This is a genomic window from Arcicella sp. GW821-FHT09D11, assembly GCF_059416265.1.
On sequence record NZ_JBWKOV010000005.1, the window covers coordinates 185,092 to 198,183 of the forward strand.

Here is a 13,092-nt window from a genome sequence, read left to right on the forward strand (position 1 = left end):
AAATTATAATTCGTCAATATCTGCCACTACAAAAGTACTTCCACCAACATAAATTAAATCTTTAGCTGAAGCCTGATTTTTAACAAAAGCAATGGCTTTGTTTACATCCTCAATGACAGAACCTTGCAAATTATAATGCTTTGCTTTTTCACTTAACAGATTGGCTTCTAACGCTCTAGGGACGTTTGCTTGACAAAAGATATAGGTTGCTTCTTTAGGTAACAGAGCTAAAATGCCTTCAATATCTTTATCAGAAACAAAGCCTAATATCATCCATAGCCTATTATATTTTATCTTAGTGATGCTTGATAGTACTTCGGTAATGCCACTTAAATTATGGGCTGTATCACAAATCATTGTTGGATTTTCTGATAATATTTGCCAACGTCCTTTTAAGCCAGTAATTGAAACTACATTTTCAATTCCATATTTAAGAGCTTCATTGGAGATATCAAATCCTTGTTGTTTCAATATTTCAACAGCTTGTAATACCCCTAAAATATTTTTTAACTGATAATTCCCTTTTAATTGAGAAATATACGTTTCAGATAAGTTCGTTCTTTTATTTAAAATTTCTAAAACTAGTGATAGTCCGCTGTTATTAAATGATGTTATTGAAAAACTATCTTCTGCAAAAAAGATATCGGCAGTTTCTGCCAAGGCTTTCTGCATAAAAACATCCTTGGTTTCATCTTGATACTCACTTATAACGACTGGCGTATTTCTTTTGATAATTCCAGCTTTTTCTCCAGCAATCAGAGCAAGGGTATCTCCTAAAATATCCGTATGATCAAAGCTAATGTTAGTGATGACAGATAGTTCTGGATGAATAACATTGGTAGAATCTAATCGCCCTCCTAAACCTACTTCAATGACCGCAATATCAACCTGTTGACGAGCAAAATAGTCGAAGGCCATACCTACGCTCATTTCAAAAAAAGAAGGCTTTAAATCCTCTAAAAAAGTTTGATGCTCTGCCACGAAGGAAACCACTTCTTCTTCAGCTATTGGCGCTCCATTAATACGAATCCGTTCTGTATATGATTTTAAATGTGGCGAAGTATATAAGCCTGTTTTATAACCCGCAGCTTGCAAAATTGCTGCCATAAAATGTGAAGTACTCCCTTTTCCATTGGTCCCTGCAATATGAATTGTTTTAAATTTTTCATGCGGGTTTCCTAAATGTGCACAAATAGCATTGGTATTATCTAAGTTGGCCTTGAAAGCTTTCTTCCCTATTCTGTGGAATACGGGTAATTGTTGGTATAAATAATGAATAGTTTCTTCGTAGGTCATTTTATTAAAATCGGATGCTAAAAGAGCCATCCTGATGATTTATCCTGATTATCTAATGAACAAAGATAATTGATGGATGCTCTTAAAAGAAAAAAGTGTAAGCCTTTCGACTTACACTTTTCAATAATTATCTCGGACTTAATTTGAAAGTGACTGTTCCAGAGGAATATTCTGGTCTATCTCCATCACTTGTTGGTCTAAATTTGGTCTTCTGAACTGTTCTTTTGTATTTCTGCATGACTGTTGGACTAACTGTACTTTCCACAAGGCTAATATCAACTACATCACCATCAGAATCTACTTTAATTTTGAATCGAATAATACCAGTATCATTTGAATCATCATCAACAACAGGTTTACTAAACCACGTCCAACCTGTTAAATTTAAGGAACTTCCACCACTTCCACTTCCTCCTGTTCCACCATTCCCATCTCCTGCTGGTCGTTTAGTGTAATCCCCTCCTTCAACAACTTTTCCTTCTGGCTGACCTTGATTTCCTTTTCCTTTTGAATTTCCATCAGATGCCCCTCCCGGTCTTGATTCTGTTCCTGAAGTACCATTAGAAGAACTATTTCCTTTCTTGGTTGGTAACAAGGCTGAATTATCAATCTTTACTTTCTCAGGAGCTTTAGCCGGTACTGGTTTTACTTCTGCTGGCTTTGGCGTTACCTTCTTGTCTACTTTCGTGATTAACTCCTCTTTCACTTTTACAGGGCTAGTAACTTTGCTACTGACTACTGGTGGTTCTTTAGGAGCTTTCTTAACAACTGTTTTTACTTTTTCAACTTCTGGAGGAATCACAGGCTTTGGAACTACTTTTTCTATTTTCTTAGTTTCAGGTGAAGCTTTAGATTCTATTTCTTCTTTTAAATCACTGGCTTTGTTTTTTGTATAAACTTTTCCACTTCCTGATTTATCTGTCCCAAAATTCATTACAAAACCTCCATCACCCACTAATTCTTCTTTTTTGTTCTCCTCACTAGTCCATACCGTAATGTACCAAAATAAGTAAAACATTAAAGCATTAATGATAATTGTAATAATAAGCGCTCTTTGCCTATTTTTACTTTCTTCTTCTTCGAGTTGATAGGAGTTCATTGATATAATAGCTAATGATTGATAGATTTACCAAACTTACTTTTTAAATATCCAGGCATTTTGGTTGATAGCTTTAGCAACTTTGATAGCTTCTTCGTTAGCTGATTCTTCATCATTAAAACCGCCAGCAGAAACTTTAATTAATTTCCCGGCTTTTGATGGTTTTAAAATAGAAGCATGAATAAAACCTTTACGTTTCAGTGTTTCTAATTGATTTTCTGCATTCTCTTTTTGTCCAAAACTTCCTGTTATTACAAAAAAACGATTTTCATCTTCATTTAGTATCGGTTTTTCAATTGATTTAACAGCAGGAATAATTTTCACAAATTTAGAAGAATCTACTTTTGGAACCATAGCTATAGGAGTAGCAGTATCTACAGGTACGGGGTCAGCGTAAGCTTCCATCTCTGCAGGTTGCTTCTGCGAAAAATGAAAAGGGTTGAAAGAACTTAAACTGTTTTTCTCATTATCATATAAATAAATAGCTGAGACAAACAATGAAGCAGCTACCATAGCCACTAAAAATTTCAATACAGGAGTTCTTTTTTTATCCTTAGTAGTCAATACTCTATTAGCCATAACTTTAAGCTCTATCGCTGACGTATCGCGATCATTACTAGCAAAAACATGTTGAATAGTTTTCTGAGAAACTGTATTATTAACCAAAGTATCCACTTTAACAATTGGCTGAATAATATTACTTCGCTTGATAGAAATTTTTTCTAATCCGAAACTTTCTCCTAAAAAATTACTTTGTTCTGAAGCGTGAAATTGAATTTTACCTTCTTCATTTTGCGTAAACATACCAACACCATCAATATGAAAGTGTTGTTCAAAACGAATGCCTTTCTTGGCTTCTTCAACAAACAGTTTAATTTTATGAGTAGCTTCTTCTCTGCTTATTCCTTCATTCTTAGCAATAAAGTTACTCAACAAACCATCATCATTTTTTAGTAAGCCATTGAAAGCCAACCATTTTTGTGCAGGCTTGATATATTGTTCTAATTTATCAACCTTGGCACAATCAAAATTGGTTACGAATCCTCCAAAATCTGGGATTACCACACAATCTTGTTCAAAGAGTAATTCTCTAATATGATTTTGTACTGTTATCATAAATTTTAAAAGAATTCAAATATTGGTTTTTATGTTCTATGGACGAATTTAGAAAGAATATGACAGACCACCAAGAAAATTTACCCCTTGTGTAGGATAATATAAGTATCGTTGATAACTTTTATTCAAAATATTGTTCACCGAAATGAATAAATCTAAATGCTCAGAAAGTAAATAGGTAGCTTTTACGTTAAGGTCGATAATCGAATTAAGTTTTACTTCACGATTGGTAACATAATTTTTCCCTTTTAGTCCCGTGATAATGTAAAAGTCGGATGCTAACAATAGTTTTTCTTTCACAGTAAAAGTATTCGTCCAAGTTGCATTGAATGCAGGGCGATGCCAAGCTTTCTCAAGATTCCCTAAGCCACTGTATACATTTACATCAAACTTGAAATTAGACCGCCAAACATCAGGAATTTGATAGCTAGCTTGCCCTGAAAAAGTAGTTACTTTTACGATAGTAGTATCATTTGAATACATCACATCAAAACGAGTACTATCTGTTGAATTGCTATTGAATACATAAAAATCTTTATAACGAGCATAGCTAATTTTTGCTTCTACCGAAAGGCCGTTAGATAAAGTAGTTTTTGCTCCTGCAAAATAATCAGCCGTTTTACGGGTATTCCTTAATTGTGTGAATCTTCCTAGCCATTGATTTTCGGTTAACAAGGATGAAAGATTGTTTGCATATACATCTCCTTCATATCCTGCAAACACTTTCACACCTTCTATAGGCTGCACATCAATTTTGACGATTGGGAATAAATAGCTGTTATTGAAGGTATTCTTTTCTCTGTCATTGATAATATTTAAACCCGCCGTGATTGAAAACAAATCATTTTTAAATTGAAAGGTTGGCTTTACTTTATACAGGTTACGGTATAAAGTAAGTGAGTCTTGGCGCTGAGCGATAACGATACTTCCTTCAAGCAAGGCTGATAGCTGTTCTGTCAGGGGATATACTCCTTTCAAATTCGCATTCCAAACTAACTCATTAGCCTTTAAGTGGGTAAATAAATATGATAGGTTTGAGTTAAGTACATAGTCAACCTTCGCATTTTTGTTGTTATTACTTACTGTACCTGTAAAATTAAACTTGTTCCACGAATTGAAAATTTGCGATTCAGGGAAATTAAAATTGCTTTGGTTGTTATATGCATAATAATCAAAACCTCTTCTTTCCCAACCCAATGCACCCGCTAGTTTTACTGAACTGAACGAAGTACGGCTATGAACCTTTATTAAATTCTGAGATTGTCCAGAATAATTGGCTCCAATAGGACCTAGTCTAAAACTATTATGTTTGATGTATACGCCATGATAATTATCCTCGCCAGTTGAAAAACCTCCGTGCCCTTCTAAAAAGGTATGTCCATAGTTACCAATTCCTGCCCTGATTATATTATTATATCTTTCCGCAAATTCGTTTTCTTTGGTACTTCCTTTATCAGGCATTGTCACAGTCGGACTGAATTCGGGCGTCTCTACAGGCAATCTTCTTTCGATAAATTCATATCGAATAGGCTTTTTGGTATTATCTATTTTAGCGGTAGAAATTTTTTCAAAAATTCTATTCGCTTGAGGCAAATTTACTTTTGCCTCTTTCCAAACCTCAATTTCATCTGTTTTTACTTCTCCTTCTTTCTTCTGGGCTTTCATTTGCAAAGAACAACCAAGCGCGATTAGTAATAAAGGGAGTCGGGTATATATGGTATTAAATGAGCTATTTTGCATTGTAAGAAAGGTTTAAATTACCGAAGTCTATTTTATTGAAAATTATGGTGATAACGTGCTGTACTATCGTTTCTCGATAGCTTTTAATTTTACTTTCGCTTCCGCTACAATCGTTTGGTCAGGAAGGTTCTCTATAATAGAGTTTAAAGTAGCACGTGCTTGAACGATATTATCAAGACCCACAAAATCATCTGATAATAATAAATACGCTTTACCAACAATGTTATCGGCAGCATCAGCAAAGTCTGTTCTGAATTTGCTAATAATCATTTCAGACGATTCCTTGTATTTTTTCTGGGTATACAGAATTTTAGCAATCAGATACTGCGCTTCTGCACCATAATTGTCTTTTGCAATTTGAATCGTTTGATTGAAATATTCTGTTGCCTTTATAAAATCATTTCTATCCATGTAAATTTTACCTGTATAGAGCCTTGCTTTGCTTTTTGCTCCTAATACTAAGTCGGGTGTATTAGCTACTTCATTAGCATAATATAGCGTAGAATCTGCTCTTGACATTTTATAATAAGACTCCATCAAACCAATTAAAGCTGCCTGCTGGTCTTTTTTATCTCCTACGAACCTTAAAATATTTCTGTAATTTGTAATGGCTCTGTTGAAATTATTACTATTAAATTCCAATTCGGCAGCTTTTACATAAGCTTTGTTGACTGATTTGTATTTATTATCGGCTATTACTTGATAATAAAAATTCAACGCTTGGTATTTGTCGTTCAATTTATAATAAGATTCAGCAATCAAGTATTTAGCTTCATACGATTCTACGCTTGTTGGATTTTTACGCACGTATTCGCTCAATGCGATGATAGCTTTATCAAATTTATCCGCATAAAAAAGACGTTTAGCAGTTTCATATTCTAAGCCAACTACTGAATTATCGGTAGGATTAGTTCGTTGATAATCTGATAAAATCGCCGAAAATTCTTCTGGACGACCTACTTCATTTAATTCTTCTTGCACGCCCGTCAAAGCATCTTTGCTTTGTGAAAGTGTCGGGAAGTTTTTCAAGATACTCTTATAATCCACAATAGAAGCCTCATGATTGGCTGTGTTGGCAAAAGCTGCGGCACGTTTTAATAAAGCGTTTGGAATTAATCTACTCTGTGGTTTATTATTAATTAATTGTGTGAATCTTGTAATAGCAGGAATATATCTTCCAGCAACAAACTCCAGATTGGCTTCTTGATACAAGGCATTGTCAAAATAAAGTGATTGTGGATAATCCGTTTGAACTTTTTGGAAAGCTGCCTTTGCTCCTGCTTCATTACCCTTCAAGGCTAATACTAACCCTTTCTGGAAAGTAGCGTAGTCGCGGTCTGAGCGATTGCCTGCAATGGCCTGATCATAATAATAAATCGCTTGGTCGTAGTTTTTAGACGCAAAATAAGTATCTCCCAAACGAATCAACGCATCTTGATACGATTGTGAATCGCCAGAAGATTTCATCTGGTCGGCATATTCTTTAAAAACTTTATTCGCTTTATCGTATTCTTTGTTATTATAATAGCAGTAAGCCAATGAATATTTACTCTTGCTTTGAAGTTCGGCTAAACTACTCACAGAAGGATCGGAAGTAGCAATTAATGATTGATATAAAGGAATAGCCTCTGAATATCTTTTCTCAGCCGATAATGCTTCTGCTTTCCAAAAATTAGCAGCATACTTTGTTTCTAGGTTCTCGGGCGTTAATAATGATTTTTCAAAATAAGGAAGTGATTCAGCATAACGCTCGTCATTATATAATTTTACTGCTTGATTAAAAGAAATCCTTTGATAAGCGGCATTGGTTCTTGGCGTTCGCTTTTTCAAGCCTTCTATATAGGCCAGTGCTGCCTGATAATTATTAGAATATAAATACGCTTCACTGACTAATTCATTGGCTTCGTCTTCATATTTAGAGTTTGGATATTTTGCTAAAAAGCTTTCAAAGGCTTTGATAGATTCCGCTCCTCTTTGCAAATCAAGCAATACTTTTGCGTAGTTGAAGTCTGCATCTTCCGTAACGGTTTTATTGAAGTTGGTCTTTCTAGCTTGGTCAAAAGCCCCTAATGCATAATTGGGATTATTGGCTTTTAAATAACAAATCCCTAAAATATAAGCGGCATATTGACCGAGGGTATCGCCTTTGGCAGCAACATTTTTTAATTGCTCACTCGCTGGTGCAAACTGGTCGGTTTTATAAAGGCTATACCCATAACGATAGGCGATTGGCAAGGGCATGCCTTGAGACTTGTAGTTCTTATATATGGTATAATAATTGGCAGCCTTGGCATATTCTGCTTGTTGAAAATATACTTCTGCACTTAACAACGCCACATCATCTAGTTTTTTCCCAGAATTTTTCTCTTTCAATAATGGCTCTGTATAAGCCAACATTTCAGTAAATTTTCCTTGTCGGTAGTAACTATGGGCTAACCAACTTGGAATTTCAGAGAAATAAGAAGTAGAAAGTTCGGCTTGTTTAAAATCAAAAATGGCTTCTTCATATTTTTTTGCCCTGAAATTAATTACGCCGGCATAATACGAAGCCGAAGGAGCGTATTGTCCTTGTCCACCTTTGATGCTATCAAAAATAACAAGGGCTTCATTATAATTTTGAAGGGTAAAATGCGAAATTCCTAAACGAAATTGTGCTTCTTCATTTGATTTAGGACTTTTCGATAAATAATCTATTGCTCTGGTATAATCACCTTGCTCATAAAAATAATTACCAATTTCTGTAAAAAGCGTTCCTGCAATAGGATGCTCAGGATAGTTTCTTACAAATCGATTGGCTAATAATTCAGTATCCGAATAATTTAAATACAAACTACATTTTACTAAATAGTATTCTGCCCACACTTTGTTGGCGTCTTCTTTTTCCAAAAAGGTTCTGTCTGCTTCGAGGTATTGGGTTAGTTCTGCTCTACATGCTTCATAATTCTTTGATTCAAAATGTTCTTGTCCATTTCTAAAATGAACAGAGATATCTGAATAACTTAATGTGCTTTGTGCCAAAACAGCGGTATTGAAAGCAAAGAATGATAAAAGGAGTGTTGAGATTACTAACGAAGTTAATCTTTTCATTAGAGATGATTTTTAGGGTGTTTATTCTATCAAAAAAAGCAAATATGATTATTTTTAGATAGAAAATAATTTGTTAAACAAGCTATGGATTGTTACTTTTGACATTTGTGAAATCCTTCGAAGCTTGTAAGTTTAGTATAATCAAGTAAAATTATCAAGCTACAAAGGTTTTTTCATAGTAAAGTATTATTTAATTTTAAAACGTTCATAGCAAACATTAAATTATGAAAAAAAAATCAATATTAGCCGTATTCCTACTCATTTGCCAATTCCTGAGGGCCCAGACCCCTATAAGTCAGCCTAAAATTGAGTACACTCTTTCCATGGAACAACCTTCTTCTCATTATTTTGATGTGAGCATGAAAGTGTCTAATCTTGATTTAAAAACTAAGGCTCAAGGTTATATCGATTTTAAAATGGCCGTTTGGACGCCAGGTTCTTACTTGATTCGTGAATATGCTAAAAATGTAGAAAGTGTTAAGGCTACTAGCAAAGCGAGTCTTTTAAAAGCTGATAAAATCAATAAAAATACTTGGCGCGTACTGATTGATAAAAATACCAGCGAAGTAAGCATTTCTTATAAAGTATATGCCTATGAGTTATCGGTTAGAACATCTTTCTTAGACGATTCACATGGGTATTTAAACCCTGCAAGTGTATTCTTATACGTTAATGCATGGAAACAAGTTCCATCTACGTTGATAATTAAACCTTATGAAGGCTGGACGGCCGTTTCAACAGGCTTGAAAAATATTGGTACATTTACTTACCAAGCGGATAACCTTGACATTTTAATTGACTCACCTATTGAAATTGGTACGCAGAAAGTACTTTCGTTTGATTTAAGTGGCGTTCCTCACAAAATCGCAATGTATGGAGAAGCAAAATTTGATGATGCTAAAGTTACCGCTGATTTCAAGAAAGTTTGCGAAGCTGCTATGTCTGTCGTTGGCGAACATCCTTGTAAAGACTATACTTTCTTGATTCATAATTTAGGTGTTGGCGGGGGCGGTTTAGAGCACCTTAATTCAACTACTTGCCAAACATCTAGAAATAGTTATTCAGATCCAAAACGTTATCAAGGTTTATTAAATTTGATAGCGCATGAATATTTTCATTTATGGAATGTAAAACGTATTCGTCCAAAAGCACTTGGTCCGTTTGACTATGAAAATGAAAATTATACGCACATGCTTTGGTTTTCAGAAGGTTGTACTAGTTTTTATGCTACTTATATTTTGCGTAGGGCTAATTTGAATACGCCAGAAGAATATATGAGTGCTTATGCTTCAGAAATCAATACTATCGAAAATCAGCCTGGGAACAAGGTGCAATCAGCAGCAGAATCAAGTTGGGATGCATGGATAAAATATTATCGCCAAAACGAAAACTCACGAAATAGCACTATTTCTTATTATGACAAAGGAGCTGTATTGGGTGGTGTTTTGAATCTAGCCATTTTAGAAGCTACCAAAGGTGGTAAAAACCTCGATGATGTAATGAAGGCTTTGTACAACGAATATTACAAAAAACTAGGCAGAGGTTTTACAGATGAAGAATTTCAAAAAACGGTAGAAGCTGTAGCTGGTAAAAAAATGGATGAATTCTTCCAAAAATATGTTTTTGGAACAGAAGCTATCTCTTACAATGCTTATTTGTCTGCCGTGGGCATGACGCTGGTTGATAAAAATGCTGAAAAAAATGAGCCATATTTAGGCGCTGAATTTAGAGCAGCTAGTGGCTTGAAAATCACAGGAGTAATAAAAGATTCCCCTGCATATATCGACGGATTGAATGTTAATGATGAAATTTTGCAGATTGACGGACTGGCTATTTCAAAATCTGATGAGGTTTTAAAAGCTATCAGTAACAAGAAGATTGGCGATCTTATAGCTGTAAAAGTGAAAAGAGATGGTTTAGATAAAACCTATGCGATTAAGATTCAGAGAAATCCTACTAAAAATTTCGTAATCGAAGCGCTTCCTACCCAAACTGAGGAACAAAAAGCACTTTATAAAAAATGGTTGTTTTTGTAAAAAACTATTTTTAGATTCATTTAATAAAATAGGCTTCTTTCTTTAAAGAAGCCTATTTTATTTTCCAATAATTGTTAATTATGTACGTAATCTTTATTATCGATTTTAAATAATTTAAGATCTTTTATAAACTTATAATCTTTTATGTTATAGCTAAATAACTCTAAATTGGTAATAATTGCTGTTGAAGCTATTAATCCATCAGGCATTACATAAACCATGACTTAAATAATATTTTTCAATTAATTCAAAAGCCATTACTGAGATATTATCATTTATTAAGGCAATGTGGAAACGTTGAAGTTTTTTATTGATTGTTCTTAAATCCATTTTATTGGTAGCGCCAACCATCATTTCCATCTTAGTAACAGCAGATATTACAACATTATCAATACCAATAACTTCTTCAATAATCTTTTTTGTCACTAGATGTCGTTTTTTATTTTCGTCAAAAAAATCAATCATTACATCAGTATCACAAATTATTTTCTTCGTTTCCATGCTTTCTGGCGTAAGTCTTTGGCATCTATATCTTTACCTGTAAATATTTGAGATATATCAGAAACATCAATCATCTTATCACCTGATATAAGCGAAACGCCATTTAAAGACGTTTTTGGGGGTTTCGATTTGTCAATGTTTTGTATTGAAAAATCAAAGTATTTCGCAAAATCCTTTAAAGCTTCAAGCGTTTTAGGATTTTTATAGTTAATGATAATCTGTGGCATAACTTATCAGTTTAAACAAAAAATCAAACTTTATATATGTTTTGAAGCATATATAATATACCTACAAAATTAAACTTTCTAGTGTAAAATAAACTCTAACAAACGAAAATAATAAGGGCGATAAACTATTTAGTTAAAGTTTATCGCCCTTATTTAAATTTCAACGCTAATAATCTCCCATTAATTCTCCTAAATCTTGATACATCTCTTTAAAACGGGCAATAATTTTTTCGACGAATGCTTCATTAACCATTGCTCGAACTTCATCTTCTGAAACGTCCATCTCTGATATTTTGTAAACTTGTTCTAAATCTGGTGTTTCGAACTTTACAAAAAATTTTGAATTCCATTTATATAGTGAAATTTTCAAATCAGGACTAGAACCTTTTAACTCGCCAATAAAATACATATCAGATTAATTTAAATTGTGTGAGAATAGCCTATTCTTCGGTAATAGTAATTTTCTGGATAACATCGCCTTCACGAATAGCATCGATTACTTCTAAGCCCTCTACTACTTTACCAAAACAAGTATGTTTACGGTCTAAGTGAGCAGTGTTTCTACGGCTATGGCAAATAAAGAATTGTGAACCACCTGTGTTTCTGCCACGGTGAGCCATCGATAAAACACCACGGTCGTGATATTGATTATTTCCTGTTAATTCACATTCAATACTATATCCAGGGCCACCACCACCTGTACCAGTTGGGTCTCCACCTTGAATCACAAAATCAGGTAAAACTCTATGAAATGTTACGCCATCGTAAAATCCACTTTTTGATAAATCAACAAAGTTTTTAACATGGATTGGAGCATCTTGCTCATAAAATTCTATCACCATCAAACCTTTGTCGGTTAGCATTTCAGCTTTAATCATTGCAATATTTTTTAAAAGTTTAAATCAAGACAGCGAACTGTCTTTACAAAATTAGAAACAAAAGTGTTAATGTCATAGTTCAGAAAGGAGTCTTGTCTAATTTTAGAGTTCTTTCCAACAATTTCTAGTAATTTTACGAGGGACTTAATCACACAAAACTGAATCTTCAAAGACAATTATTTACATAAAACATTTAAAATCAGTGAAAAACAACGCATTATTATTGATACTCTCGGGCATTTTACTTTTTTCTTGCGGTGCAGATAAAAAAGAAGAGGCTATTAAATTCTTCGAAAGGGGAAATTATAAATTAAAAGATAAAGAATATCAAGAAGCGATTCATTGGTTTGACGAAGCTATTATTAAAAATCCAGATTTTGCAGATGCTTATAATAACAGAGCCTTAGCCCATCAAAAGCTTGATGAATTGGATGAAGCTTTAACAGATTTAGATAAAGCCATTGATATCGACAAAAAATATTGGGAAGCTTATTACAATCGTTCAGAAGTATTTTTTCAAAAAGGAGATTTTCAGAATAGTTTAGTGGATTTAGAAAAAATTGCTGTGCCTTTTAAAGATTCCTCTTTTTATTTTGTGAGCTTAGGAAATGTAAAAGTACAACTCAATAATGCTGCTGGAGCAACGGCGGATTATGAAAAGGCTATCAGGATTAATCCTAATAATGCTGAGGCTTATTCCAACCACGGTTTTATTTATTTTGAGAACAAACAATATGATTTAGCCAAGAAGGATTTTCAAAAAGCGATTGAGATTAATCCTAAACAAGATTTTGCCTTAAACAACTTAGCATTTATCCTGTCGGAAGAACAAAAATTTCAAGAAGCAAAAGTATTCTCAGAGCAAGCGATTGCTTTAAAACCAACCGACGCGATTTATTTAAACAACTATGGCTATATTTTATTGCAAATCGGGAAGCTAGACCAAGCCAAAGAAACGCTAGAGCGTTCTTTAAGAATTAATCCACAAAATGCTTATACGCTGAGAAATTTAGGTTATTATTTTCAAAAAACGGGTAATGAGAAAGAGGCTTTAGTGAAATTTCAAGAGGCCAAGAAATTAGATAGTAGTATCGATATTAAATAATTAAAAA

The 13,092-nt window shown here is 33.7% G+C and carries 11 protein-coding genes; 2 read left to right on the plus strand and 9 right to left on the minus strand.

Going from position 1 to position 13,092, the window contains the following annotated elements; genetic code table 11:
* Positions 1 to 3: 3 nt before the first annotated feature.
* The 5 genes from AC07N0_RS16045 to AC07N0_RS16065 form a co-directional block, all read right to left on the minus strand.
* Positions 4 to 1,296, minus strand: coding sequence for a bifunctional folylpolyglutamate synthase/dihydrofolate synthase (locus AC07N0_RS16045; RefSeq protein ID WP_494589978.1), 1,293 nt, complete (start codon positions 1,294 to 1,296; stop codon positions 4 to 6).
* A 127-nt stretch (positions 1,297 to 1,423) separates the two neighbouring features.
* Positions 1,424 to 2,395: a hypothetical protein gene (locus AC07N0_RS16050; RefSeq protein WP_492799396.1), complete on the minus strand. Its 972-nt coding sequence runs from the start codon at positions 2,393 to 2,395 to the stop codon at positions 1,424 to 1,426.
* Positions 2,396 to 2,431: 36 nt separating this feature from the next.
* Positions 2,432 to 3,511 (minus strand): HU domain-containing protein, encoded by a 1,080-nt coding sequence (locus AC07N0_RS16055; RefSeq protein WP_494589979.1) that lies wholly within the window; start codon positions 3,509 to 3,511, stop codon positions 2,432 to 2,434.
* Between the two features lie 48 nt (positions 3,512 to 3,559).
* Complete coding sequence (locus AC07N0_RS16060) at positions 3,560 to 5,251, minus strand: TonB-dependent receptor (RefSeq protein WP_494589980.1); 1,692 nt, start codon at positions 5,249 to 5,251, stop codon at positions 3,560 to 3,562.
* A 63-nt stretch (positions 5,252 to 5,314) separates the two neighbouring features.
* Positions 5,315 to 8,338: a tetratricopeptide repeat protein gene (locus AC07N0_RS16065; protein ID WP_494589981.1), complete on the minus strand. Its 3,024-nt coding sequence runs from the start codon at positions 8,336 to 8,338 to the stop codon at positions 5,315 to 5,317.
* Positions 8,339 to 8,562: 224 nt separating this feature from the next.
* On the opposite strand from AC07N0_RS16065, the gene AC07N0_RS16070 reads away from it, so the two are divergent.
* Complete coding sequence (locus AC07N0_RS16070; protein ID WP_494589982.1) at positions 8,563 to 10,374, plus strand: M61 family metallopeptidase; 1,812 nt, start codon at positions 8,563 to 8,565, stop codon at positions 10,372 to 10,374.
* A 201-nt stretch (positions 10,375 to 10,575) separates the two neighbouring features.
* On the opposite strand, the gene AC07N0_RS16075 is transcribed toward AC07N0_RS16070, so the two are convergent.
* The 4 genes from AC07N0_RS16075 to AC07N0_RS16090 form a co-directional block, all read right to left on the minus strand.
* A complete protein-coding gene (locus AC07N0_RS16075; protein WP_494589983.1) occupies positions 10,576 to 10,875 on the minus strand; it encodes a PIN domain-containing protein in 300 nt (99 codons plus the stop codon).
* Positions 10,857 to 11,102, minus strand: a complete 246-nt coding sequence (locus tag AC07N0_RS16080) for a hypothetical protein (RefSeq protein WP_494589984.1) — start codon at positions 11,100 to 11,102, stop codon at positions 10,857 to 10,859. Before AC07N0_RS16080 ends, AC07N0_RS16075 begins: the two co-directional genes overlap by 19 nt.
* Before the next feature lie 166 nt (positions 11,103 to 11,268).
* Complete coding sequence (locus AC07N0_RS16085) at positions 11,269 to 11,511, minus strand: hypothetical protein (RefSeq protein WP_494589985.1); 243 nt, start codon at positions 11,509 to 11,511, stop codon at positions 11,269 to 11,271.
* A 31-nt stretch (positions 11,512 to 11,542) separates the two neighbouring features.
* Complete coding sequence (locus AC07N0_RS16090) at positions 11,543 to 11,980, minus strand: peptidylprolyl isomerase (protein ID WP_492799388.1); 438 nt, start codon at positions 11,978 to 11,980, stop codon at positions 11,543 to 11,545.
* A gap of 202 nt (positions 11,981 to 12,182) precedes the next feature.
* Here AC07N0_RS16090 and AC07N0_RS16095 point away from each other — a divergent pair, with 202 nt between their 5' ends.
* Positions 12,183 to 13,085, plus strand: a complete 903-nt coding sequence (locus tag AC07N0_RS16095) for a tetratricopeptide repeat protein (protein WP_494589987.1) — start codon at positions 12,183 to 12,185, stop codon at positions 13,083 to 13,085.
* Positions 13,086 to 13,092: the final 7 nt, after the last annotated feature.